Source organism: Apibacter sp. HY039, from assembly GCF_004023655.1.
GTDB classification, from domain to species: domain Bacteria; phylum Bacteroidota; class Bacteroidia; order Flavobacteriales; family Weeksellaceae; genus Apibacter; species Apibacter raozihei.
In genome coordinates this window covers 1-24,423 of record NZ_SAYM01000011.1, presented here as the reverse complement: position 1 = coordinate 24,423, position 24,423 = coordinate 1, and the positions used below count along the sequence as shown (strand labels likewise).

Here is a 24,423-nt window from a genome sequence, read left to right as displayed (position 1 = left end):
CCGCCTGGGGCGGAAAAATCGTAGAGCTTACCGAAGGCGAAGATATTTACGATTACGAGCTTAAAATGGAAATCAGGCCCCAGCAGTTCAGCAGCTCGGTGTATGATCCCAAACAGGCGGAAGACTATAGCGTTGATTCCTCCTCGCAATCCGTGCAGGCCTCGGAAAACCCTTTCCAGCAATTTGCCCAGAATGCCTCGGCCTCAGCCTTTAACGTATCCCCTTCGGGACATTACCTTCAAAATCCTGCCGATGCCTCGCAGCTGCAACGCTCGGTAGAAAGGGAAAAAAGAAACAGGCAGAACCTGGTGTATATGGAAGCCACCACCAACCATACGGAGCTACAGGTAGGCACGGTCGTAAAGATGATGGCCTGGATGCCGGGACACGAAATATTCAAATCGGGAAAAGTACCGGTAGAATCCTATAAAATCACGGAAATTACCCATCATTTTGCCGATGGCGAAGGCTATACCAACAGCTTTAAAGGCATACCCAAAGACCTTAGCGTACCCGATGTGTACGAAGAAAATGCCTTTCCGAAAGCCGATTTGCAGCATGCTACCGTAACCGATAACCAGGACCCGCTGAAGATGGGACGCGTGCGGGTGCAGTTTACCTGGCAAAAGCCCGAAAACAGCCAGAGCCCCTGGGTGCAGGTCATACAGCCCCATGCGGGAAGCGGTAAAGGCACCTACCTGAATCCTGAGATAGGCGAAACCGTATTGGTAGCCTTTCAGGGAGGCAATGCCGAATATCCGGTAGTATTGGGAACCGCTTACAACGGAGGAGAAATTGCGGCCTACTATACCGAAGGAAACGATATTAAAGTGATCCAAACCCGAAGCGGAACCAAAATCGTATTTAACGATGCCGAAGGACAGGGTTCCATTCTGATTGAAGACCCCAGCGGTAACCGGATGTTTATGGACGGGGAAGGAAATATCTCAGTAAATGCTCCCAGGAATTTTTCGGTAAGCGCCGGAGAAGATATTGTGTTAAGTGCCGGTAAAAATATGGTTACCACGGTGGGAGCCGACCAAACCACCAGTGTAGGGAAAAACTCCGCCACTACCGTAGGAAGGCAATATACCCTGTTTGCAGGGGATATACAGGAAGAAGCTACCGGAAGTATTAGCTCCAGAGCCCAAGAAGCGCAATCGTACGCACAGGAAAGAAATACCTCCACCGAAGGAAAAACACAGTTTCATTCCGACCAGAATTTTAATAACAACAGTGGTGAAAAATCCAAATTATTCTAACACATTATGGCAGGAGGAAAAATAGTACGAATAGCCGGAGGAAAAATAATAGAACGTTATGGAACCCTTACCTATTATCAGGAAAATTTTACTATTAACGCCGGCGGGCCAATAGAACTTACTACCGATGGGGAAATGATTTACGGGGAACCGGAAGAACCTAAAGCCGCGGGCATTTATATTATTCGCGGATGGTGGAGCTCCGATAAGGAAGGAAATAATAAAATAAGGGAAGCTTACCTGGGAGATACGGTATACTTTCAGTTTGAAACCCGTAACATACCTGTCTATGATTATAAAAACGATGATAAAGATGAAGGCCTCAGCCGGCTGAAAATTTCTTTTTACGATTCACAGCTGGGCTGGCTGGGTATAGATTGTATTGCCTGGGACCGAAGACTGGATGGAGCGCAGAAGTATGCCTATGTAGAATCTGAAAACAGGGCATATGCCACCTTAAAATTTCTTTATAATAAATATACCATTCAATTGGTTAAAGAAGATGATACACCGGGTGACATTGAAGTTTACTGCAAAGCTGAATATAGTCCCAAAACCCTGAAAAGCAGCTTTAACGGAGGGCCTGTGTACCAACTTGCCCACCTGCCGGTCAGGTTTACGGATTATCTCAGGGTAAAACTACCGGAAATTCCAGATTTATACTTTATCCGACCGGGTATTGACTACCAGTTTCCCGAAATACGAAGCAGTGAAGGAAATGCTATTTATATGGAATTGTTACTGAATGAAGATACGAGTTCCCAGCAAAAGATAGAACATGCCCAGGAAAAAATAAAAGCTAAGATAACAGACCAGGCAAAAGAAAAAGTTAAAAATGAAGTGGGGAAAGGATTGGAGTATCTGAAAAAGAAAACCTATACGCTGGCTATACGGGAATTGGAAAAGGGATATTTGATGTATACGGACGGAAGCATCACCTTAAGGAAAAACGTATACGAAAATAAAACCATTACCATGATAGACGGAAATGTGCACCGCATAAAAAGGGCTTCCGATACTGCATTTCGTATTGCCCACCCCACCCTGCAGGGAGAAACCCGCTACGCTACCACCAAAGGACTGAACCAGCTGGAAGTACTTGCTCAAAAAAATCCCATACATACTGCCACCCAGCTTAGTACCCAACTATTTGAAACGATGGGCTATGTGATAGACCTTCAGGGAATGGAGGAAAGCATGGCTTCCGGAACTCCGGATTATAAAGGAATGGGAAGCTTTTTACTGAAAAAATTCTTTGGTTTTTTCCCTTCCTGGGTAGGACAGCTGGCTGGCCACCTCTCCCTTCCGGTGGCTCTGATGATAGAACAATACTCCCAAGAACTAGAGGGACTGATTAAGGAAGAAGCTTTTAAAATCTTTTTAGAGAAAAAAGAAGAGGGAGTGGAAAGTATGGAAAAGTTTTTACAGTATGATAAACCCAAAAAAAACTTAGCAGAAGAAAAAATATTTGAATTGGGCTTCCGTTTTCTACGGATTAGTACCCTAACCTTACAAAGGCTTCTAGCGAAAGAAATTAACTATTTTGAGGAGTTAAAAGAGGCTGCAGATGAAGATGCTAAAACACCAGATACTTTTAGTGGAATTGTTTACAGAAAAATAAAAAATCAAGATTATGGGAGAGATGATTATTTTATTTACTGTATATTTATAAACGATAAAGAATTAAACGAATGAGAAACTCTATTTTAGTAATACTTATTTTATTTTTAACCAGTTGCAAAACTACCAACAAAGATTATTCCGTTTATTCATTTATAGATGATGGGATTCAAAGTGAAAAGTATGAAATGGTAACCTTAGTACCAGAAAAATATGAATTAAAAAATATGCTAGGCTATAGTTTAACCCGTGGAATGTTGTCTCCTGAATTAGAAAAGAAAACCTGGGATATGCCTTTACTATATTACAATAAAAAAAATAGAATTTTCTATATTATACATGATCGTAAAAATAGTAAAGTTTATTTTATGAAATATGATTTTTTATCTAATAAAACAGATACGATAAAAAATGAAGACAGCATTAAAGTTTATAATAAAATCTTTGAAGAAAATTATAAGAAAAGCTCTGATTTAGTAGATTTTAAATATCCAGAGGCTGAAAAATATTATAAAGTTTTAAATGAGGAATATCATAGTGAAATTTCCGAAGAAAAAAGAAATCAGCTTTTAAATAAATATAAAAATGAAAGTGATACTTTTAAAGAAATGATAATAGAAAATTCCTCCTCACGCTATAATACTACATATGCAGAGCTGCAAATGCCTCTGGAAAAAATTTATTTTAAATTTAATAGTGATTTAGATAAAAATGTAAAACTCTTTGGTAATGAAGAATTATATAAAAAAGGATATATATATATATATATATATAATAACTTAAATATGTTTCCTCACTCAAGAGGTTTGTATCTAGTACGTCCTAAGGAAAAAAAATAAAAAAGTGTTTACTATCTTATCAAATAGGTAAGAGGTTGCTTAGACTTATGAGAAACTCTATTTTAGTAGTACTTATTTTGTTTTTAACCAGTTGTAAAACAACACCGGAAGAGTATTCCAGTTATCCATTTATAGATCAGGGTATCCAAAGTGAAAAGTATGAAATTAATATTATTTTTCCTGAAAATTTGGAATTAACAACTCTATTTGGAGAACGTTATCCACCTGATCCTAGATCTTTTCATGCAGAGGAAATCAATCAAATGCCCTTAGTGGTATATGATAAATTAAATACTCTATTTTTTAAATATATTGATAATAATAAAAATTATATGGTTTATAATTTAAAATATAATACAATAAACTATAAATTAGACACCTTAAATAATGAAAACATGACTGTTATCTGTGATTCTTATGCTAAGAAAGAGAATAAGTTTGTTAATTTTAAATTTCCAGAGGAAGAAAAATACTATAAATTTATCAATAAAGAGTATCATAGTGAAATTTCCGAAGAAGAAAAAAAGAAAGTATTAGAGGAGTATAAGGATAGTAGAGAAGAAATAAAGAAAGACATTATTGAAACACGTTCTTTACGTTATAATACTATGTATGTAGAACTGGAAATGCCTCAGGAAAAAATTCATTTTAAATTCAATTCTGATTTAAACAAACAGATAGAGTTTTTCGGCAATAGAGAGTTATATAAAAAAGGATATATATATGTATATATATATAATAAATTAAGTATGTTTCCCCATTCCGGAGGATTGTATGTGATTAGGCCTAAAGAAAAAAAATGAAAAAGCTTTTATCCATAAATTAAAGAACTGTAAAATAAATTGATAAAAGTTTAGATTTATGAGAAAGTGTATAGTATTTTTATTCATTTTTGTAGTATTTACAGCTTGTAAAACAACACCGGAAGAGTATTACAGTTATCCATTTATAGACCAAGGGATTCAAAGTGAAAAGTATGAAATTAATACCATTTTCCCTAGCGAGGTTGAATTATTGACACTATTTGGACATCCTTACCCATCTGATCCAAGATCTTCTCATGCAGAAGAAATCAATCGAATGCCTCTAATTGTATATGATAAATCAAACACTCTGTATTTCAGATATACAGATAATTATAAGATTAATGATTATAAATACAATATGATAAATAATACCATTGATACTTTAAATAGAGAAGACATGGATATTATACGTAATTCTTATACCAACAAAGAGGATAAATTTGTTAATTTTAAATTTCCATATGCAGAAAAATATTATATGATTTTAGATGAGAAATATCATAGTGAAATTTCTGAAAAAGAAAAAAAGGAAGTTTTAGAGGAATATAAAAATAGTAGTGAAGAAACCAAACAAGCTATTATTGAAACCCGTTCCTTACGCTATAATACAACCTATTCAGAACTACAAATGCCTCAGGAGAAAATTCATTTTAAATTCAATAATTATTTAAATAAAAAAATAGAATTCTTTGGTAATGAAGAACTATATAAAAAGGGCTATATATATATGTATATATATAGCATATCAAGTCAAATACCTCATTCCGGAGGATTGTATGTGATTAGGCCTAAAGAAAAAAAATAAAAGCTTAGGCTCATGAGAAACTGTATTTTATTCCTATTAGTATTTATACTAAGTTGTAAAAAAACTCCGGAAGATTATTCTGGGTATCCATTTATAGATCAAGGGATTCAAAGTAAAAAGTATGAAATTAGTACTATTTTACCTAGCAAGGTTGAATTATTGACTATATTCGGCCACCGTTATACTGAAGATCCTAGAGCATTGTACGTTGAAGAAATAAAACAAATGCCCTTAGTGGTATATGATAAATCAAACACTCTGTATTTCAGGTATACAAATAATCATATGATTAATGATTTTAAATATAATATGACAAATCACATAATTGATACTTTAAGCAGTGAAGCTATGAATGTTGTACGTAATTCTTATACCAACAAAGAGGATAAATTTATTAATTTTAAATTTCCGGTGGCTGAAAAATATTATACGGTTTTAAATGAAGAAAATCATAGTGAAATTTCGGAGGAAAAGAGAAATAGAATATTAAAAGAATATAAAAACAGCAGTGAAGAAATCAAACAAGATATTATAAAAACTTTTTCAATACGGTACACCACCCTCTATGTGGAATTGCAGATGCCTGAGGAGAAAATCCAATTTAAATTCAATAATGATTTAAATAAAAATATAGAATTTTTTGGTAATGAAGAGTTGTATAAGAAGGGATATATATATGTATACATATATAACAAATTAAGTATGTTCCCTCATTCAGGTGGTTTGTATCTTGTACGTCCTAAAGAAAAAAAATAAAAGCTTAGGCTCATGAGAAACTGTATTTTATTCCTATTAGTATTTATACTAAGTTGTAAAAAAACTCCAGAAGATTATTCTGGGTATCCATTTATAGATCAAGGGATTCAAAGTAAAGAATATGAAATTAGTACCATTTTACCTAGCGAGGTTGAATTATTAACTATATTCGGCCACCATTATACTGAAGATCCTAGAACATCATATGCTAAAGAAATAAAACAAATGCCCTTAGTGGTATATGATAAATTAAATACTCTGTATTTTATTTATTTATTATAGGCTTAAGATTTTCTTTTATTCTGTTAAACTCTTCTTGTGTTATTAATTCTAATTCTAACTCCATTTTTTTGTTTTTTAATATCTCTATTGCTTCATCATAAGTTAAAGGACGTGTTTTGTTTAAGGGAATAATTTCACCACTTAAAATTGCATTATCTACCATTGTAACAGTAATATAATTATCTAATAATAAAAAGTTAGTACCCGGCAATGGTTTTATATAAAAAAATATATAATTTTCCTGCCCCATGCTACCTTTATTAAATTTAATTTGTTCAATAGTAGCCTTATAACCTTTATATTTTTCATCTACATATCTTATGCCTTTAAATAATACAGCAGCAGGTTTGCCATAAAATATATATTGAAAATTTCTTTTTTTACTAAATGCACTTTGTCCTTCTCCAGTAGCTTCTCCTAGAATAATTGTATCACCGGATTTATATATATTTTTGTCTGAAGCTATGTAATTTTTAATATTCGTACCTGTTTTAAAATTTTTAGATTCATTTTTATTTATCACAACGTTATAATGTAAAGTATCTATATCACTATTTTTTTGAGCTAATAAAAAGACATTGAATAAAATGATTAGTAAACTTATTATTTTATTTAAAAATTTCATTTTGAATTACTGTTTAGTTATTAATATATTTCGTAATTTTTTATTTAATGTGTTATACAAATAATTTTATTAAAATTCCTATACTACTTTTAGCTTAAATACTTAATTCAGTATACTCAGCTAAATAAGTTTCAATTTATTTAACATTGATTAAATGTATTAAAAAGTAAAAAGTATTATTATTATACCTATCACTATTTAATTTATAACAAAACCTATAATAAGAGAGGACAAATATATTAATTTTATATTTATAGAAGCTAAAAAACATTATAAAATTATTGAAAATAAATTTCATAGTTAAATTTCTGAAAAATGAAAAACAAGAAGTATTGAAAGAATATAAAACAGAAGCGAAGAAGCCAAGCAGGATATCATAAAAACCTTGCACTTACGTTATATTACCCTCTATGCAGAATTGCAAATGTCTAAGGAGAAAATTCATTTTAAATTTAATAGTAATTTAGACAAAAATATAGAATTCTTTGGTAATGAAGAACTATATAAAAAGGGCTATATATATGTATATATATAGCATATCAAGTCAAATACCTCATTCCGGAGGATTATATTTAATTCGGCCTAAAGAAAAAAAATAACGTTCAATATTGGGTCTGTAACTTACTTTTTTAATCAGCTACGTATCTTATGTTTACTATCACCTAAATCTGATGAAACAATTCAATCATCCCCTTGAAAGGAGATAAACCATAGCTCTGATTTTCTTGTCAGCCGTAAAAAGCGCATTGGTGAGATTACGGACCAAAACAGGATTACCCGAAAGTTTATATCGCTTTAGATTAATAAAATTATTGACCGAGGAGTAAAAAATATATTCAATACCTTATACTTAACCATATAAAACCTTCTTTATTAGAAAGCTCTGCCTGAGAAAAAATACCCAATTACTTCCGGCAGGTATTCTTAAATGATCCAATAAATTCTTACATTTGCAAAAATTAGAAAATATTAAATTCCCTGAAATAATCATGCAGTATAACTTTCAAGACATCGAAAAAAAATGGCAGAAAAAATGGGCGGAGCAACAAACGTTTGCCACGTCAGATAATACTTCACAACCGAAATATTATGTACTGGACATGTTCCCTTATCCATCGGGAGCCGGACTGCATGTGGGACATCCTCTGGGCTATATTGCCTCAGATATATACTCAAGATACAAACGCCACCAAGGATTTAATGTCCTACACCCTATAGGATACGATAGTTTCGGCTTACCTGCCGAGCAGTATGCCATTCAAACCGGCCAGCATCCGGCAATAACAACCGAAGTAAACATTAATGGTGGAATCGATAATAAAAACAACCAGATTGCCGGTTATAACAACCAGCTTAAAAAACTGGGTTTTTCTTTTGACTGGAGCCGTGAGGTAAGAACTTCGGATAAAGAATATTACCGTTGGACCCAATGGATTTTCATTCAGCTTTTTCACTCGTATTACGACCAGACACTTCATCAGGCACGCCCCATACAAGAACTGATTGATAATTTCTCTGAAAACGGTTCTCTGAAAGTTAATGCCTGTACCAGCCAGAAAGAACCTTTTACGGCAGAAGAATGGAACGGATATTCAGAAGAACAGAAACAGGAAATACTTTTAAACTATCGTCTGGCTTACCGTGCGGAAACTACTGTAAACTGGTGTCCTGCACTGGGAACCGTTCTGGCCAATGATGAAGTGATAAATGGAGTTTCCGAACGTGGCGGATATCCGGTATATCAGAAAAAAATGATGCAATGGTCTATGCGGATTACGGCTTATGCGGAACGTCTGCTAACCGGCCTGGACACCCTTGAATGGAGCGATGCGATAAAAGAAAGCCAGAGAAACTGGATTGGTAAGTCCCAGGGAGCTGAAATACTTTTTTCGGTACAAAACTCGGACGAGCAGATCAAAGTATTCACTACCCGCCCCGATACCCTGTACGGCTGTACGTTTATGGTACTGGCTCCCGAACATCCTTTGGTGAACCAGCTTACCACCGGAGAATATGTTGAGGCAGTCAACCAATATAAAGAAGACAGCACCAAACGTTCGGAAAGAGAACGTATGGCGGATGCCAAAACGGTTTCCGGACAATTTACGGGTGCCTATGCCGTGCATCCGCTAAATAAAGAAAATATACCGGTATATATTGCCGACTATGTTTTAATGGGTTATGGTACCGGTGCAATTATGGCTGTTCCGGCACACGATGAAAGAGACCATCGCTTTGCGAAGCATTTTGGCATTTCCATCAAAGAAGTAATTGAAGGGTCAGAAAACATACAGGAAGAAGCTTTTACCTCCAAAGAAGGAAAAGTCATCAATTCCGATGCAATTAACGGTCTTTCGGTAAAAGAAGCCCAGATTAAAATGATTGGAATGGTGGAACAGATGGGTATCGGACACGGAACCATAAATTACCGCTTGCGGGATGCTGTATTTTCCCGTCAAAGATACTGGGGAGAACCTATTCCGGTATATTATAAAAACTCTACCCCTTATACTCTTCCGGAATCTGCATTGCCGCTGGTACTTCCTGAGGTTGAAAAATACCTGCCTACAGAAGACGGCGATCCTCCGTTGGGAAGGGCACAGGTTTGGGCCTGGGATGCGGAAAATGAAAAGGTGGTGAGTATAGATAACGTCAACCATACCACGGTATTTCCACTGGATTTAAACACTATGCCGGGATGGGCAGGAAGTTCCTGGTATTATTTACGATACACGGATCCGAACAACGCTTCCCGTCTGGCGGATGACAGCCAGATCCAATACTGGGAAAATGTGGATTTATATATCGGAGGAAGCGAACATGCCACCGGGCATTTGCTATACTCCCGTTTCTGGAATAAATTCTTAAAAGATTACGGCTATGTAAAGAGCGAAGAACCTTTTCAGAAATTAATTAACCAGGGAATGATTTTGGGACAGAGTGCCTATGTGTACAGAATTAACGGTACACAAAATTATATTTCCTGCAATCTGCTAGAAGAAACTCAGGAAGTTACTCCTATACATATAGACGTAAAATTACTTAAAGGAACCACTGATGAGGTAGACATTGAAAAGCTAAGAGAATGGCGGGATGAATTTAAAGATGCTCAGTTTATTCTTGAAAGCGGTAAATTGATCTCAAAAAGAGAGGTTGAAAAAATGTCTAAATCTTATTATAATGTTATTAATCCTGACGATGTATGTGAAGAATACGGAGCTGATACCCTGAGGATGTATGAAATGTTTTTAGGCCCGCTGGAACAGGCTAAACCCTGGAATACTCAGGGGCTGGTAGGTGTTCATGGTTTTCTGAAAAAATTCTGGAGATTGTATCATTCCGGGAAAAATGAAGCTTTTTCAGCTTCGGATTCAGAGCCTAGCAAAGAGGAATTAAAGGTTCTTCATCAACTAATCAAAAAGGTGGCAGAAGATATTGAGAGTTTTTCATTCAATACTTCGGTGAGTTCCTTTATGATTGCCACCAATGAACTAAGTAAACTGAAAACCGATACAAGGAAAATTCTGGAACCTCTGGCTGTTCTCATATCTCCGTATGCACCGCATATAGCTGAGGAATTATGGGAAAAACTGGGACACTCCGAAAGTATTGAATATGTTTCATTCCCTGAATTTGTTGCCTCACATCTGGTTTCGGACAGTTTTGAATATCCGGTAAGCTTTAACGGAAAAGTACGGTTTAAAATTGAGATGCCGGCCACAGCATCCTCTCAGGAAATTGAAACTGCCGTGATGAATCATGAAAAAACCGCCGGTTATCTGGATGGAAAAAATCCTAAAAAAATTATTGTTGTTCCTAAACGTATTGTGAACATTGTACTTTAGTATTCCTAGGGTACTCTTTATACTACACAAGCCTCTCTAAACTCTTAGAGAGGCTTGCTTTTTACAGCAGAAACCCCGTTTCCTCATTTCACACTAAACTTTGTATCACAGAGCATAACGCTTCAGAATACTCTTATCTGCATTTTTTCTTTTACCTGGTTTTATCCTGTATTTCTTACGGAGCTTCCTAAGCTCAGGGGCACCATTGTAAAACGAAAAATCTTTTTAATTTTTGAGCCGGAAAATAAAAAATAAAAAACCGATCAGCCATAATTTATATTTATTTTATACTATATTTGAGTATACTTCGTTTATGTTTGAATTAGAAACAATCTTTTAAATTATGAAAAACTGCTGCTTTATTTTATTTTTTTTATTCTTCTCTTCTTATTCTTTCTCATTGGACCTCTATGAAAAGGACAAGCAAAAAAAGGAAAAAAAAGAAAAAAAACGTACCCACTCTACTGGTCTTAGTATTAAAAAACAAAAAGGCAAATACGGTGTTATTGATGAAAAGAAACAACAGATCATTATTCCTTTTCTATTTGATAAAATTGAACCCATTCATGAGGATGGCTTTGCCACGATGAAAGAAAAAAAATGGACCATTTATGATACCCGGGGAGAGCTTATTTCCTCTTCCTATTCATTTGCTCATATTAATATTCCATCAAATGTAGATTCGGATCCTAAAATTTTGATTATAGGGAAACCGAATAAAAATTCAACGGCAGTCACTGTTTTTATAAAGAACGGACAGGATATAGAAATTAAAAACTATGAAAAAATTTTATCCGTTAATCCCCAGTACTACAGTGTTTATAATAACGGGAAAACGGGTACACTTTCCATCAAAGGAAAAGAAACCATTCCCGTAATTTACAAGTATATCACCTATTTGAAATCTTCTAAAGGAGAAGATACTTACAAGGCTAAAGTCACAAATGAATATACCGGAATTATTAATGTATACACCGGCGAAATTATTGTATCGGTGGAATGGGAAGACGTACAAATTTTAACCTCACATCTTTTTAAAGTTTTACGAAAAGGGAAATGGGGCATTATAGATCGGGAAGGAAAAGAAGTGATACCTGTGCAATATAAACAAGTAGACTTATTATCTCCCAGGTTTATCAGAGTAAAGAATGATGCGGAACTATTTTTTGTCACTTTGGATTCTTCATCAAAAAAACAAAATTCTGACTCTCTTGCTTTTGATGCCCTGTCCATCGCTCAACAAAATATGAAATATGGAATTACCGATGCGAATCAAACTCCTTTGACTGCCTTTCGTTATGATTATATAACCAAAACTCCGCAACAGGTATTTATTGCTACCAGAAATAAAAAATATTTTTTGTTAAATTCCGAAGGAAAGGAAATTACTCCTGAATATAAATCCATTGAATACAATGAGCTCACTCAAAATTTTCTGGTTCAGAATCTCAAAAACAAATGGTGTCTGGTGAATTTTCAGGGCGAACAGATACTGGAAACTAAACTATCTGATAAAGATAAATTGTTTGAGGAACTGATGGATAGAACTTATCAATCTTCAAACCAAAAATCCAAGAGAAACCGGGTAAATATCGGTGAAGTATTTGAAAGTGTTCTAGTGGGTATTGGTGCCTTTCTTTGGGTAATAATTAATGCGGCTCTATACCTGATAGTTAGTCTGACAGAATTGGACTATATGTAACAATTTAATAATCAATAATTTATAATTTTATTAATTTTTTACATTCAATATTTGTTTTATTAGATTTTTTTATTATATCTTTGTGTTATTAAAGATCATTAATAAAATTGCTTATCAAGAAAGGTGGAGGGAATTGGCCCTATGATACCTTAGCAACCCTCTACTAAGAGTCAGGTGCTGCATCCAACCCGTAACAGGGATAGATAAGTCGAAAACTTGCTTAATCAGAAAAAATATATAAGCTTCTTTCGACCTATCGGAAGAAGTTTTTTTATATCTTTTTCCGAGCCATGGAAATCTTGAATAAGTTGTTTTGTAGTGATTAATGAATGTCCATTTATTAATTGTAAAACAACAAAGTCATGAAATTAGAAACAAAAATCGTACACATTTCAAAACCGGATGAATTAACCGGAGCCATTTCTACTCCTATTTATCAAACTTCATCCTATGCGCAGGAAGCCCCGGAAGTGCATAAGGGATTTGCCTATTCTAGAACTGCCAATCCAACCCGTAAGGTGGTAGAATCAGCAATAGCCGAACTGGAGGGCGGACTGGCCGGTTTTGCATTTTCTTCGGGTCTTGCAGCCACGGACTGCGTATTAAAATTATTGAACCAGGGGGATGAAGTAATTGCCGTAAATGATGTGTATGGCGGTACGTATCGTATCTTAACCACCGTGTATAATCGTTTTGGTGTTACTTCCAAATTTATTGATACAACCGATGCTAAGAATGTAGCGGAAGCCGTTTCTTCAAAAACCCGATTCATATGGCTGGAAACACCGACCAATCCTACACTTAAAATTTCCGATATTGAAGAAATAGCCAAAATAGCTAAAAGTGTGGGTGCCCTGCTGATCGTTGACAATACTTTCCTGTCTCCGGCTTTACAACGCCCGATTGAACTGGGAGCAGATATTGTAGTACACAGCGGAACCAAATACCTGTCCGGCCATGGAGATGTACTTTCCGGATTTGTAGTGGTAAATACTCCGGAACTGGACGAAGAGCTTAAATATATTCAAAATACGTCTGGGGGGGTTTTATCACCATTTGACAGCTGGTTAACCTTACGGGGTATCCAGACTTTGTCCTTACGACTGGAAAAACATTCTGCAAATGCTCAAAAAGTAGCGGAATATCTGGCTAACCACCCAAAAGTGGATAAAATATACTATCCGGGATTAAAATCTCATAAAAATCACGAAATTGCAGCTAAACAGCAAAAAGCTTTCGGAGGAATGGTTTCCTTTAGCCTTAAAGAGGATACTCTGGAAGCCGCCACCCGTGTTCTTACCCAGACCCAAATCTTCCTGCTGGCAGAAAACCTGGGAGATGTCAGAAGTCTGGTTAGTCATCCGGCTACTATGACTCATAAATCCACTCCTGCCGAAATACGCAGAGAAACCGGAATACAGGATTCACTCATCCGCCTTTCCGTTGGAATTGAAAATGCGGATGATTTGATTGCTGATCTGGAACAGGCATTAAATGCTGAAACTATATGTTGTAGCAAGGAAACATTAGAAAATCAAGAAAAATAAAACATGACTAAAAATAAACTTAAACTGGGAATTTTCGGTTTCGGATGTGTTGGAACCGGTTTATATAAGGTGTTGGAAGAAGCCGGAAGTGTGGAAGCCAATATTAAAAAGATTTGTATTAAACATGCAGATAAACCCCGCCCGATTGACAAAAAATATTTTACTACCGACAAGGAGGAACTTTTAAAAGATCCGGAAATCAATGTAATTGTGGAACTTATTGATGATGCGGATGCTGCATTTGAAATCGTTTCTGAAGCAATGAAAAACGGAAAATCGGTAGTTTCCGCTAATAAAAAAATGATTGCCGAACGTCTTCCGGAATTGCTTGACCTGGAAAAAAAATACCAGGTATCTTTTCTTTATGAAGCCTCGGTATGTGCCAGTATTCCTATCATCCGTAATTTAGAAGAATACTACGATAACGATTTGCTTACTTCGGTTTCGGGTATTTTTAACGGTTCTACCAATTTTATCCTGACCAAAATGATTGATGAGAATATCTCGTACCCCATCGTTTTGAAAGAAGCTCAGGAAAAAGGGTTTGCCGAAACAGATCCGACTCTGGATGTGGAAGGTATCGATCCTAAATACAAACTTTGCATTATCCTTTTCCATGCTTTTGGCTTGATTACGCGTCCTGAGGATATTTTTAATTTCGGTATTTCCCGTATTAACGATTTTGATTTAAGGTTTGCCCAGCAACGTAATTTTGCTATTAAACTGATAGCAAAGTGCAATAAAAACGGAAATGAAATTACCGGTTTCTGTGCTCCTACTTTTATTGAAAAGGAAGATCCGCTGGCTCATGTGAAATATGAATACAACGGTGTGGTGTTGGAAAGTGCTTTTTCGGAAAACCAACTGATGATAGGTAAAGGTGCGGGTGATAAACCGACCGGTAGCGCTGTATTATCGGATATTTCCGCTTTAACTTATGATTATAAATATGAAAATAAAAAATACTCACATGTAGATAAAAACCTGAAACTGGTGAATCATGGCGAGTATAAGGTGTATGTACGTTACTCGGATGAGTTTCCAGCTTTTGATGACTTTATTTCCATAGAGGAAAAATATATCAGCCCTAATGGTAATTACTTTATCGGTAGAATCAGCTTAGATAAACTGGCAAATTCATCATGGATTAAAAATAAAGATATTAACGTTATCTTTTCGTGTTAAATAAATTTGTTGTTTTACAAAAAGAAAAGGCTTTATTTTACAAATAAAGCCTTTTTGTATTAATCGAAAATCTGCTTGTAAGCGTGACAATAAGGTGTTGAACCTTTGTGTTCGTAGTACTGCTGATGATAGTCTTCTGCCTTCCAGAAGATATAGGCCGGTTTTAGCATAGTGGCGACTTTGTATCCTTTAGACTGCAATATCTCCATATACCGTAAAGCTATGTTCTTTTCTCCTTCATCAGAATAAAAAATACAGGAAAGGTACTGAGGTCCTATATCCGGACCCTGCCCATCCGTCTGGGTAAAGTCGTGAGTTTCAAAAAATAATTTCACCAAATCTTCATAACTGGTTTCTTCTGTATTGTATTCCACTTCCGTTGTTTCCAGATGCCCGGTGTCTTTTTGACATACCTGCTCGTAGGTAGGATGATCTACATGACCTCCCATAAATCCGACAGCGGTATGTACTACACCTTTAGCTTTCATAAAGTAATATTCGGTACCCCAAAAACAGCCCGAAGCAAAATAGGCTTTTTTTATATTTGTATTGTTTTCCATTCTTTTCAGCGTTTAATTATTGTAAAATTACGAATTTAATTGTAAAATGTTTTTATAATCTCTCCAGAAAGTTACTTTTATATAGCTTACCTCGTGTTTTTATCAATTTATTTAGCTTATTCTTATACAAAGTTGCCTCAAAATATCATAACAGCTTTACTGGCAAAAACGGAATGCAGAAGCTTTACGCTTTGGCACAAACCGCTGGACCTATACAATATCTTAACCCTTAGTAAAATCCTTATTCCCGAGGACGAACTGGGACTCTTAGATAAGATAAACAGTTGAAAAAGCAAAAGCCAACCCTAGGGTTGGCTTTTTTGCTTACCCGAATGGTAAATTGTTTTTTTTACTTTCTTTCATTCTATATAGTTGGTTTCCATTTGAGTTTTTCCTACAGTAGCGCCATCTATCCTTACACTCTGGCGTGTAATAAATGAGCCGTGATCCTCAATAACATCTAACCGTACAGAACTGGAACTCTCTTGTATAACAAATTGAGCAGTTCGTTCACCTACATTTGTTTGGCCTACACCTGCTGCTCCAGCGTCATTAATATGTTCAAACGCTTCTGCCTCTCTGCTTGGGGCAGGTGCTTCTCCCTCCTGGCTTTTTACCTTTTTGCGGCCTCTCTATCTCCGTCTTTGGAGGACTAGGCATCTTAAATAAAAAAGCAGAATAAATTCTGCTTTTTATAATAATAGTATTTTAGTAATTATCCCATTTATCATCCCATTCTCCATTATTCATCCGTTCTATATCTTCATCGGTAAATTTATCCCATGTTTCGTCCGATTCTGGAATATGTGGATTTTTAGTTCCCAATTCATTCATTGTATATTCTACTTCTCCTTTTTCATCCGAAATAACATATATAAATTCATGTATTTCACCAAATAGTTCATTATCTTCAGTAACAAACCATATATTATTTTTTTGATTATCTTCTTTTGCTAAGAATGATTGAATCTTAAAATTTCCATTTCCTTTAATATTCGGGTATCTATCTTGAAAATCTTTAACAATCTGTAAAACTGTTTCTTTTTTCAATTTCATTACAAAAAATTTTAAAATTCATATAAATTAATTTATCATGGTGTATAATTACCAAAATACGAATCCTCTACAAGCACATTATTTAGATCAATACCTAAAATTGATATTATTGATAATAATTCAGAATAGTTAGACTTTCCAAATAATTCAAGATCTATTTGAATAGAAAAATCTCTTACTTGTATATCTTTTAACTTCCATTTTTTATCTAACATCTTATTTACCCAGACATCATATTTCATTAAATATTCATTCTCCCATAAGTCATCGTCTTTTAAATTTTCTAATTTTAATCTAAACCAAGTTGGTACTAAAGAGTTATTTTCAAAAGAATTAATAATCTCTATTAATTTGCTCCCTACCGTATTATCAGCGTCTGTAATTATTATTTTTGTTATTTTACTTGTCATTATTTTTTTCTATTTAAAAATTACTCCTCGTCCTGTAAAGAAACTTTTAAAATCATTTACAGAGACAGAATATGAAGAACCTTGCCCCATTGGAAGAGGATCTCTAACAGTTACTTGTCCATTTTCAATTCTATCAATAATAACTGAATGTGCACCTTGTCCATCATTTACACTAACTACAGCTGAATTTCCATTTTCTAGACCTGTTTTTAACTGTTCATATGATACTTTACCAGATGTAGTATTAATATCTAAACCTAAATTTTCAATAGCTTTTGGTATATATTCCATCATCTACTTTTCCAAAATACTCATCAAGTCTAGTAATTCTATCAGTTTCACCTATTATAAGATCACTTAATGGATTTCCTTCTTAATCGAAGAATTGTCCAAAATCAATAGATTCATTTTGTATAAATGATTCTATATCTTTTACTTTTTAAAATGAAATTTTTCATTCGCCCTTTTCTATTATTTTCAATTAGTTATAATAAAACACTTAATTTTATAAATTGTCAATTCCTAAATACATTTTTATTTTATCTATTTTCAAAGATAAATCATCTGTAGGTATACTAATTTTATTTATATTTTCTAAAAAATATTTTTTACCTTTTTCTGTAGTTGAAATATTTTTATAGAAATTAGAATTTTCAAATATTCCTTCATGAATGACCATTTTTTCATGTTCTAATTCTTCAACAAGTAAAGACTCATTAACAATTAGTCCAAGTGAATTAAGAAATATATTACGATAACCAAAACTAGAAGACATCGGCTGTTTATATGATAACCTTAAAATTATAAGTTTGCATATTTCTTTTATCTGTTTATCTTTTATTATATTCATTTTATTTTTTTTTAAAAACCTAATCTTTCTATATCTGCTTTATACAATGCATCTTCAGCTTCTTTAGTATAAAAAGGATGTTCTCCATTCGATCTTTTTTCCATTTCTGCGGTAATTCAATATTCTTTACAGGTTTGAGCATGAGCTTCATTATATGCCTTCCCTTCACTCATTAATTCGGCTTCTCTCATTTCATGAGTTAAAAAAGCTTTATCTGTTGCTGTCGCTTCTAATTCGCCTTTCTGTATAGCTTCCAATCTCTCTATCATAATCTTATTTTAAGCCCAAGGTTCACCTGTGCTAGGATTTGAAATTTCAGGTTTACTTAAATGTTCTTTTACTTTTGTTATATTTTCAGATGTAAAAGAAGCTTCTTCTATTGATCTTGTACCTGCTTCTATATGTTCAAGACCTCCTCTATAGCCATCTTCAGCTATAGTATCAAAAGGGGTTTTTCCTCCTGCTGACTTCTCATGCGCACCGTTTCCTTTTTCCTGAGAACGTAGCTTTTCTAATAATTTTTAATATAATTAACTAATTTGTGTATTATTTGCATAAAAATAAAAAGTGGATTTCTCCACCTTTTATTTTTTAATCATAATATTTTATTAAATTGAAATTATACTCTAAATATTCAAATAGTCTATTTCCTAAATTTGTATTAATATGAGGCTTAATATAGATTTCTAAATCTTTTTGTTCTACATAATATTTTTTAATTTTTTTTTTTATTGCCATGAATTATACTAAATTCTACATTGGCTATTCGATCAGCTAATTTAACTATCATAGCATTTTGATTAAAGATTATCTTTTTATACACTTCTTTCTTTTTTTCTTTTCTAGTATTTCCTCTTCCATCAGTTAGTGCATAAACTATTTCTGATATATTTGAATTAAATTTTCTAGTAAGCTCTTCCTTCGATATAGTTGTATCTTCCAAAATATCATGCAACCAAGCAGCAGCCAGTAATGTATAATCTTCTTCAGTACAAAATTTAAGACCATTTCTTATTAATATTTCAACAACATGTCCTAAATGAATTTCATAAGGATAAGCTCCATATTTTTGTTGATTATGGGCTTGTATTGAAAACTGTCTGGCTTCCTGAACTAATTGATAATAACTCATTACTTATTTTTCTCTAATAAATTTTTTACTTCTTCCGAGGATAAATAATCATCTTCATCTATCCATCCAGTCATATATTTATTCATTAAAACTTTATTTTTCCCATCATCTTTAATCCAATTTCCGTTTTCAAAAAATAATATACTATTTATATTTTTGTTGAACATTAATCCGTTATTAGGAATTTTTAAAAGGAATTCCTTACCATCATAAATAATTTTATAATATAAAAAAGGATCTTTCATAATTTTTTATTTTATATCTGAAACATTAGGAGGATTAGGTATTTTAGAAGAATTTTCTCTCATTTTATCAATAAGAACATCACTTATCTCTTTTGGGGTACTAGGTAACCTTGCTTCTTCATATAATACATGATTAATATTTTGTTTTACATTAAAACTTTCAGGCGTATGAAACTGCAATTCAAAAACTTGTCCATTAGGTGTCTCAAAATTAGTATTTATACCTTTATAAACAGCTCCATCTTTAAAAGTATTTTTTATAGCTACCTCTTTATATCCGTTTTGTTTTAACGCATCTAACATTGTTTTTGTCCCAGATGTTAATTTTGAGTTTTCGAATATAGTTGTATAACGAAGGACATCTTTCATTTCAGTATTTATTCCATCTGATTATAGTTTTCTAGTTAAAGATTCAACTGACTTTAATCTAAAATCTAATCCTTCCATTTTCCTCAGCTAATTTAATCAGTAAGTTCAGCTTCTGCTATCTTAGCTTGCTCTATAAGTTTTTCTGCTTTTATTTGTTCAATACTTTTCTCATGCGCACCGTTACCTTTTTCCTGAGAACGCAGTTTTTACTCATAAATTTTTATATCTTTCAATACATAAAAAATATAGGATAGTAATATTAGATACCAATTTTAAATATTACTCATTTTTTTCAAATCCATCTAAGTATTCAATGCCTTTTTTAGTAATTATTACACTAGAATTTTCTCTTACCCATTCAATATAAGATTTTTCAAGTAAATTATTAATGATGATTAATAATTCTTTATTGTAAACAACTTCAGGACATTTCATCATTACCCTCATATCAATACTTCTTAAATTGATAGCTTCTGTATTATTAGTTTCTTTTATAATTTTTAATATTTCAATACTCTTTTCCACCAATTTATATTATTATTATCATTTAATATTAAAGGATCTTTATCTAAAGTTTTTTTTAATATATATCATATAGTTTTTTCATAATTAAATTTTCACATCCCATTCTATGCCTTTCATATCTAAATAATCTTTCAATATTTGTTTTGAATTATTATCCCAATCATTTATAATATTTCCTAAATTTTGTATGCCTATGTCTGTTCCATACTGTATAATTACCAAAGCACAAATAATAGAAATATTAAATACACCCATTACATACTGAATTTGATTCTTTTATTTGCTACTTCAGATAAAATAATTTTTTCTAAACTCTCATTATTATTAATTCGGCTTCTCAATGTAATAATAATTCTGGATTTAGGTACTTAAGAAATGTCTTCAGATAATTTTTTAATTAATTTTTCAATAGAAAAATTTTAATACTATGCATTATTCTTAAATAAAATCATTAAACATTATCTAACAAACACTTTATAAGCTAATATTATGTCTTTTTAAGTAATCTACAAAATCTTCTTCTTGATATTTAACTGTCCAATTTTTTATACTATTTTTCATTTTGATTATATCTTGTTTACTACCATAATCAAGTATAGCTAATGCTGCTATTTGTGCAACACTTAAATTAAATAATGCATTTAATTTTTGATTTTCTATTTTAGGTAGTTCATCGTATAAGTAATCTAACTTTTTTCTATAGGCCAATTCTACAAGACACCGTGCTTTTATATAGCCTGAAGAGTTGTCTGCTAATAATTGCTCTAATTGCTCTATAGAATAATTTCTATATTCAGGAATACCATCTTTAAAAAAACGTATCTGATTAAATATATTCTTATTCTCTTCCATAAATTCTATTTAATTCATTTTGTTTTAATTGTTCTAACTCATTAGCTAATTCTTTATTTCCAAAATCATTAGCTATCTCTATTTCTTTATTATATGCATTAATTTCCATTTCAGCCTGAAAATCCTGATTTTTAAGATATTCTGAAAACCCAGGATGCCCATTAGCTTTATCATCTAAATAATGTTGGTATTCATGTTTTAAAGCACTATAAGATGCATCAGGGTCTAAAATCATTTGTCCCGGTCTTCCCTTTTCAGGACTATAAGCTAAATTACCTTCTCTATACTTAATTTCTACTCCATTTGCTTTTAAATCGTCTATTATAGCTTGCCATTCTGCCGGATGAGAATCTTTACCACTTCCATAGTAATCTCTTGCAGGATCTCCTTCAAATTTACCTAAACCTTTCTCATGTGCACCCACACCTTTTTTCTGAGAACGCAGTTTTTCTCTGACCTCCTTAGCATAATCAATAGTCTTATTTACCCCATTCTTTACTTTATCCGCTGCATTTTTCCAACTCTCTGCTGTTGCCCTTGCTTCCTGAGCCACCTGCCCTTTTCCTGCATCTTGCCCATTTCTTCCTCCGGGTATTCCTCCCATACTAAGAAGTAAAGCAATACTTTGCGGATCTCTTTCGGTTACTGCATGATAAGCAGCTGTTTCGGCAAAGAAAAAACTTTGGGCTGAAGCTTTGGCAACCCGTCCGGCATCAAAACCTTTGGTATCAGACATGTAATACGCATTAGCACCTCCATAAATACCAAACACAGACCTTCCTATAAATCCATTTACAGAAAGGGTTTTCAGGTAATTTGCCCCAAAGTTACGTAAAAAAGTCATAGGCGATTTTATTAATAATCCCCCTCCCCGAAAAGCATAAACATACATAAAGCCTTCCAGTCCAGTCATAAGGATATTTCCACCAAAAAGACATAAAGCTTCAAATTCGTTAGTAACATTCGGTTTAAATGTAATAGTATTACTAAACAGCTTACAAGTAAGATGAACCGGCTTATGATTAGAAACCATACGATACTCTCCTATTTGTGCATCTTCTTTTATTACAACCCAGGTACGTATTACAGCCGCCTGACTTCCACAAATGGCAAATCCTACTCCGGCACCCACTACTGATCCTCCTATGGCTGCAAGCAGTACCCAACCCGCCGGGTTAGAAGCTAAAAGAGCCATAGCTGCCGCAATAATAGCAAATAATAAAGCCGTCCATTTACAGGAAAAGTCTATCCCTTTACATTTCAGACTGTATTCCGTCAGGTAATAATTTCCATCTTCTTTCAACATAATATCCTGCCCACTATTAAATCGAGCTGGCTTTAATCCACCACTACATACAAAGTAATGGCTTTCATCAAAAATTTCTTCAGCCATTTGTTTATGCTATTTGAGTTAATGTAAATTTCATGGTATGATATAACACAGCAGGATGAGCTACTTCTTCCATATATATCTGTGCTTTCTTTATACATCCCGTTTCCGGATCAAAATGATATTCTCCCTTAAGTTTAAAACTCTCTTTAAAAGTAATTCCGGTTAAAAAGGGCATTTTTCCATAGGCTTTTTGTAACCATTCATTACCGGGGGTGAAGGTTCCGCTTATTTTCTGTAAAATATCCTGCTCTTCGGAATATCTGTTTTCGGTTTGTCCCTGTATATTCCATTGTATTTTACCACTCCGATATGCATTATCTTTCTCTATTTTCTTTGAAAAATCTGGCTTTTCACCATAACCGGGAAGACTGAAAAATAAAAAGAAAAATTCTTGTTCATTGAGTAATTGTTTCCAAAAATCCTGAGACTGCATCGTTTGATCGTTCAAACCGAAAAATTCTTCTATATTGGTTCCTTCATTAAAGTAGGGTACCATCTCATTTTTTATCCTCAACCATTTTTCCTGAAGTGTTTTTAAGTTTCTTATATCTTTAATTTCACCGTTTAAAGAAACTAAAGCTGTAAACTCATCGTATAATTTTTCCAGTTGCCGGGTTACTGTAAACATTTCCTTGAAAGTAGGCTGAGTGGTTTGAGTCATTTCTTTATCATAACTGATCAAATCCAGTAAAATAGCATTATCAAAAATTTCTTTTATATGAAAAAGATATTTGTTTTCCACGGTTGTTTTTACATTCATGGAATTTACCTGCATTTCTCCTTCCAGGGTTACCTGATATTTTTGGATTCCCGTTTTCCAGAATTGTAAATTTCTCTTTTTTGAAGTGGGGGAGTTCTTTATTCTTTCTTCTTTTTCTCTTTCTTCAAACTCCGCTTTTAATTTTTTTGAAAGACTTTTGATACTTTCTTTTCCTTCTTCGTCTTCAAAAAAGAAACTAAATTTCTTACTCATAAATTTACAAAGAATTAATTGATTTTTATTTTACCGCCTTGCCATTGCCCGGTACCTTTTATCTCAATTTCTCCACCGCTGATATTTATTTTAGCCGCAGAAAGAGAGATTTGCTCAGGAGTTAATTCTATCATTGATCCTCCCACGATAACCGAAATATTAGCGTCTCCTTTTATCGTGATTTTACCTGTATTATCCATAGTTATATTAGAAGGACCAACCGCCCCTTCTTTACCTCCTACATTAATAATGTGAGATTCATCGGCACTGGCAGTTGTATTTCCTGCTCCATCCATCTTTATATTGGACGGTCCCTGATCCGTAAGCAAAGCACTACCTTCTTTGTCGTTAAACTGTAGCTTATTTCCTGTAGGTGTTTGTAGTCCTTTTATATAGTTCCCTGCCCCTCCATGACCGGATTTACCTTTTCCATTGAACATAGCTCCCAGGCTTACGGGTTTCTCTGCATTTCCATTTTCAAAGCTTACAATGACTTCTTCACCTATTTCGGGTACTACATGCATTCCTTTCCCTGATCCTGCATAGGGGGTAATGGAACGTATCCACGGAGTCATTCCGTTAAAGGGCTTCTGCCAGGCAAACTGTACCCGGATTCGGCTCATTCCGTCCGGATCGTTGTTATCCATCACTATGGCCGATTGTTCTTCGCACTCCGGTATGGCATTTTCATCCATGTAGGCCGGCACTTCATTGTCCATCGGTACGCCTATCAGCTGGTTGTAATATCCTTCGGTAATGTCCTGATGGTGGCTGATTTCTATGA

General features: G+C 33.8%; 27 protein-coding genes and 1 riboswitch. Of the genes, 11 read left to right on the top strand and 16 right to left on the bottom strand.

Annotated elements, in window-relative coordinates:
• The first annotated feature begins 152 nt into the window (after positions 1–152).
• From EQ921_RS14630 to EQ921_RS14600, 7 genes are read left to right on the top strand one after another with little or no spacing between them, the layout of a single operon-like run.
• Positions 153–1,262: a phage baseplate assembly protein V gene (locus EQ921_RS14630; protein ID WP_128332197.1), complete on the top strand. Its 1,110-nt coding sequence runs from the start codon at positions 153–155 to the stop codon at positions 1,260–1,262.
• 6 nt (positions 1,263–1,268) lie between these two features.
• Positions 1,269–2,957 (top strand): hypothetical protein, encoded by a 1,689-nt coding sequence (locus tag EQ921_RS14625; RefSeq protein WP_128332196.1) that lies wholly within the window; start codon positions 1,269–1,271, stop codon positions 2,955–2,957.
• Entirely contained in the window at positions 2,954–3,721 is a 768-nt protein-coding gene (locus tag EQ921_RS14620) for a hypothetical protein (RefSeq protein WP_128332195.1), read from the top strand. The genes EQ921_RS14625 and EQ921_RS14620 overlap by 4 nt, the downstream gene beginning before the upstream one ends.
• A gap of 47 nt (positions 3,722–3,768) precedes the next feature.
• Positions 3,769–4,524, top strand: coding sequence for a hypothetical protein (locus EQ921_RS14615; RefSeq protein WP_128332194.1), 756 nt, complete (start codon positions 3,769–3,771; stop codon positions 4,522–4,524).
• A 58-nt stretch (positions 4,525–4,582) separates the two neighbouring features.
• A complete protein-coding gene (locus EQ921_RS14610; RefSeq protein WP_128332193.1) occupies positions 4,583–5,332 on the top strand; it encodes a hypothetical protein in 750 nt (249 codons plus the stop codon).
• 12 nt (positions 5,333–5,344) lie between these two features.
• Positions 5,345–6,088: a hypothetical protein gene (locus EQ921_RS14605; protein WP_128332192.1), complete on the top strand. Its 744-nt coding sequence runs from the start codon at positions 5,345–5,347 to the stop codon at positions 6,086–6,088.
• 12 nt (positions 6,089–6,100) lie between these two features.
• The gene (locus EQ921_RS14600) at positions 6,101–6,370 is read left to right on the top strand and encodes a hypothetical protein (RefSeq protein ID WP_128332191.1); all 270 of its coding nucleotides are present in this window, start codon (positions 6,101–6,103) and stop codon (positions 6,368–6,370) included.
• On the opposite strand, the gene EQ921_RS14595 is transcribed toward EQ921_RS14600, so the two are convergent.
• Positions 6,354–6,995 (bottom strand): hypothetical protein, encoded by a 642-nt coding sequence (locus tag EQ921_RS14595; protein ID WP_128332190.1) that lies wholly within the window; start codon positions 6,993–6,995, stop codon positions 6,354–6,356. The genes EQ921_RS14600 and EQ921_RS14595 overlap by 17 nt on opposite strands.
• Positions 6,996–7,984: 989 nt before the next feature.
• Here EQ921_RS14595 and leuS point away from each other — a divergent pair.
• From leuS to EQ921_RS14575, 4 genes are all read left to right on the top strand, one after another.
• Positions 7,985–10,840 carry a leucine--tRNA ligase gene (gene leuS / locus EQ921_RS14590; protein WP_128332198.1) on the top strand — a complete coding sequence of 952 codons (2,856 nt, stop codon included), beginning with the start codon at positions 7,985–7,987 and terminating at the stop codon, positions 10,838–10,840.
• A gap of 343 nt (positions 10,841–11,183) precedes the next feature.
• Positions 11,184–12,542 carry a WG repeat-containing protein gene (locus EQ921_RS14585; protein WP_128332189.1) on the top strand — a complete coding sequence of 453 codons (1,359 nt, stop codon included), beginning with the start codon at positions 11,184–11,186 and terminating at the stop codon, positions 12,540–12,542.
• A 108-nt stretch (positions 12,543–12,650) separates the two neighbouring features.
• Positions 12,651–12,752, top strand: a riboswitch (SAM riboswitch).
• Between the two features lie 152 nt (positions 12,753–12,904).
• Entirely contained in the window at positions 12,905–14,089 is a 1,185-nt protein-coding gene (locus EQ921_RS14580) for a PLP-dependent aspartate aminotransferase family protein (RefSeq protein ID WP_128332188.1), read from the top strand.
• 3 nt (positions 14,090–14,092) lie between these two features.
• Entirely contained in the window at positions 14,093–15,274 is a 1,182-nt protein-coding gene (locus EQ921_RS14575; RefSeq protein ID WP_128332187.1) for a homoserine dehydrogenase, read from the top strand.
• A gap of 59 nt (positions 15,275–15,333) precedes the next feature.
• Here EQ921_RS14575 and msrA read toward each other — a convergent pair whose 3' ends face one another.
• The 15 genes from msrA to EQ921_RS14795 all read right to left on the bottom strand — a co-directional run.
• The gene (msrA, locus tag EQ921_RS14570; RefSeq protein WP_128332186.1) at positions 15,334–15,834 is read right to left on the bottom strand and encodes a peptide-methionine (S)-S-oxide reductase MsrA; all 501 of its coding nucleotides are present in this window, start codon (positions 15,832–15,834) and stop codon (positions 15,334–15,336) included.
• A 708-nt stretch (positions 15,835–16,542) separates the two neighbouring features.
• The gene (locus EQ921_RS14565) at positions 16,543–16,890 is read right to left on the bottom strand and encodes a hypothetical protein (RefSeq protein ID WP_128332185.1); all 348 of its coding nucleotides are present in this window, start codon (positions 16,888–16,890) and stop codon (positions 16,543–16,545) included.
• 35 nt (positions 16,891–16,925) lie between these two features.
• Positions 16,926–17,300, bottom strand: a complete 375-nt coding sequence (locus EQ921_RS14560; RefSeq protein WP_128332184.1) for a hypothetical protein — start codon at positions 17,298–17,300, stop codon at positions 16,926–16,928.
• Positions 17,301–17,309: 9 nt separating this feature from the next.
• Positions 17,310–17,594 carry a cysteine peptidase family C39 domain-containing protein gene (locus tag EQ921_RS14555; RefSeq protein WP_128332183.1) on the bottom strand — a complete coding sequence of 95 codons (285 nt, stop codon included), beginning with the start codon at positions 17,592–17,594 and terminating at the stop codon, positions 17,310–17,312.
• A gap of 211 nt (positions 17,595–17,805) precedes the next feature.
• Positions 17,806–18,150, bottom strand: coding sequence for a hypothetical protein (locus EQ921_RS14550; protein ID WP_128152891.1), 345 nt, complete (start codon positions 18,148–18,150; stop codon positions 17,806–17,808).
• Between the two features lie 116 nt (positions 18,151–18,266).
• Entirely contained in the window at positions 18,267–18,419 is a 153-nt protein-coding gene (locus tag EQ921_RS14805) for a hypothetical protein (RefSeq protein WP_164875657.1), read from the bottom strand.
• A 446-nt stretch (positions 18,420–18,865) separates the two neighbouring features.
• Positions 18,866–19,282 (bottom strand): HD domain-containing protein, encoded by a 417-nt coding sequence (locus EQ921_RS14545; RefSeq protein ID WP_128332182.1) that lies wholly within the window; start codon positions 19,280–19,282, stop codon positions 18,866–18,868.
• Positions 19,282–19,527, bottom strand: coding sequence for a hypothetical protein (locus tag EQ921_RS14540; RefSeq protein WP_128332181.1), 246 nt, complete (start codon positions 19,525–19,527; stop codon positions 19,282–19,284). The genes EQ921_RS14545 and EQ921_RS14540 overlap by 1 nt, the downstream gene beginning before the upstream one ends.
• Positions 19,528–19,533: 6 nt before the next feature.
• Positions 19,534–19,896: a hypothetical protein gene (locus EQ921_RS14535; RefSeq protein WP_128332180.1), complete on the bottom strand. Its 363-nt coding sequence runs from the start codon at positions 19,894–19,896 to the stop codon at positions 19,534–19,536.
• A 279-nt stretch (positions 19,897–20,175) separates the two neighbouring features.
• Complete coding sequence (locus EQ921_RS14530) at positions 20,176–20,421, bottom strand: hypothetical protein (RefSeq protein WP_128332179.1); 246 nt, start codon at positions 20,419–20,421, stop codon at positions 20,176–20,178.
• A gap of 84 nt (positions 20,422–20,505) precedes the next feature.
• Positions 20,506–20,676 (bottom strand): hypothetical protein, encoded by a 171-nt coding sequence (locus EQ921_RS14800; RefSeq protein WP_164875656.1) that lies wholly within the window; start codon positions 20,674–20,676, stop codon positions 20,506–20,508.
• Positions 20,677–20,895: 219 nt separating this feature from the next.
• A complete protein-coding gene (locus EQ921_RS14525; RefSeq protein ID WP_128332178.1) occupies positions 20,896–21,273 on the bottom strand; it encodes a hypothetical protein in 378 nt (125 codons plus the stop codon).
• Positions 21,260–22,666: a hypothetical protein gene (locus EQ921_RS14520; protein ID WP_128332177.1), complete on the bottom strand. Its 1,407-nt coding sequence runs from the start codon at positions 22,664–22,666 to the stop codon at positions 21,260–21,262. Before EQ921_RS14520 ends, EQ921_RS14525 begins: the two co-directional genes overlap by 14 nt.
• 4 nt (positions 22,667–22,670) lie before the next feature.
• Positions 22,671–23,639 carry a hypothetical protein gene (locus EQ921_RS14515; protein ID WP_128332176.1) on the bottom strand — a complete coding sequence of 323 codons (969 nt, stop codon included), beginning with the start codon at positions 23,637–23,639 and terminating at the stop codon, positions 22,671–22,673.
• A gap of 14 nt (positions 23,640–23,653) precedes the next feature.
• A partial coding sequence (locus EQ921_RS14795) for a phage baseplate assembly protein V (RefSeq protein WP_221410505.1) occupies positions 23,654–24,423 on the bottom strand: 770 nt, incomplete at its 5' end.

Excerpts from the sequence above, each read along its gene's own strand:
- EQ921_RS14565 (WP_128332185.1), bottom strand. The coding sequence starts at position 16,890 with ATGAAATTGAAAAAAGAAACAGTTTTACAGATTGTTAAAGATTTTCAA.
- msrA (WP_128332186.1), bottom strand. The coding sequence starts at position 15,834 with ATGGAAAACAATACAAATATAAAAAAAGCCTATTTTGCTTCGGGCTGT.
- EQ921_RS14560 (WP_128332184.1), bottom strand. The coding sequence starts at position 17,300 with ATGACAAGTAAAATAACAAAAATAATAATTACAGACGCTGATAATACG.
- EQ921_RS14515 (WP_128332176.1), bottom strand. The coding sequence starts at position 23,639 with ATGAGTAAGAAATTTAGTTTCTTTTTTGAAGACGAAGAAGGAAAAGAA.
- EQ921_RS14610 (WP_128332193.1), top strand. The coding sequence starts at position 4,583 with ATGAGAAAGTGTATAGTATTTTTATTCATTTTTGTAGTATTTACAGCT.
- EQ921_RS14520 (WP_128332177.1), bottom strand. The coding sequence starts at position 22,666 with ATGGCTGAAGAAATTTTTGATGAAAGCCATTACTTTGTATGTAGTGGT.
- EQ921_RS14600 (WP_128332191.1), top strand. The coding sequence starts at position 6,101 with ATGAGAAACTGTATTTTATTCCTATTAGTATTTATACTAAGTTGTAAA.
- EQ921_RS14540 (WP_128332181.1), bottom strand. The coding sequence starts at position 19,527 with ATGAAAGATCCTTTTTTATATTATAAAATTATTTATGATGGTAAGGAA.
- EQ921_RS14605 (WP_128332192.1), top strand. The coding sequence starts at position 5,345 with ATGAGAAACTGTATTTTATTCCTATTAGTATTTATACTAAGTTGTAAA.
- EQ921_RS14615 (WP_128332194.1), top strand. The coding sequence starts at position 3,769 with ATGAGAAACTCTATTTTAGTAGTACTTATTTTGTTTTTAACCAGTTGT.
- EQ921_RS14545 (WP_128332182.1), bottom strand. The coding sequence starts at position 19,282 with ATGAGTTATTATCAATTAGTTCAGGAAGCCAGACAGTTTTCAATACAA.
- EQ921_RS14805 (WP_164875657.1), bottom strand. The coding sequence starts at position 18,419 with ATGATAGAGAGATTGGAAGCTATACAGAAAGGCGAATTAGAAGCGACA.
- EQ921_RS14525 (WP_128332178.1), bottom strand. The coding sequence starts at position 21,273 with ATGGAAGAGAATAAGAATATATTTAATCAGATACGTTTTTTTAAAGAT.
- leuS (WP_128332198.1), top strand. The coding sequence starts at position 7,985 with ATGCAGTATAACTTTCAAGACATCGAAAAAAAATGGCAGAAAAAATGG.
- EQ921_RS14585 (WP_128332189.1), top strand. The coding sequence starts at position 11,184 with ATGAAAAACTGCTGCTTTATTTTATTTTTTTTATTCTTCTCTTCTTAT.
- EQ921_RS14800 (WP_164875656.1), bottom strand. The coding sequence starts at position 20,676 with ATGGGTGTATTTAATATTTCTATTATTTGTGCTTTGGTAATTATACAG.
- EQ921_RS14550 (WP_128152891.1), bottom strand. The coding sequence starts at position 18,150 with ATGAATATAATAAAAGATAAACAGATAAAAGAAATATGCAAACTTATA.
- EQ921_RS14555 (WP_128332183.1), bottom strand. The coding sequence starts at position 17,594 with ATGATGGAATATATACCAAAAGCTATTGAAAATTTAGGTTTAGATATT.
- EQ921_RS14575 (WP_128332187.1), top strand. The coding sequence starts at position 14,093 with ATGACTAAAAATAAACTTAAACTGGGAATTTTCGGTTTCGGATGTGTT.
- EQ921_RS14580 (WP_128332188.1), top strand. The coding sequence starts at position 12,905 with ATGAAATTAGAAACAAAAATCGTACACATTTCAAAACCGGATGAATTA.
- EQ921_RS14595 (WP_128332190.1), bottom strand. The coding sequence starts at position 6,995 with ATGAAATTTTTAAATAAAATAATAAGTTTACTAATCATTTTATTCAAT.
- EQ921_RS14620 (WP_128332195.1), top strand. The coding sequence starts at position 2,954 with ATGAGAAACTCTATTTTAGTAATACTTATTTTATTTTTAACCAGTTGC.
- EQ921_RS14625 (WP_128332196.1), top strand. The coding sequence starts at position 1,269 with ATGGCAGGAGGAAAAATAGTACGAATAGCCGGAGGAAAAATAATAGAA.
- EQ921_RS14535 (WP_128332180.1), bottom strand. The coding sequence starts at position 19,896 with ATGAAAGATGTCCTTCGTTATACAACTATATTCGAAAACTCAAAATTA.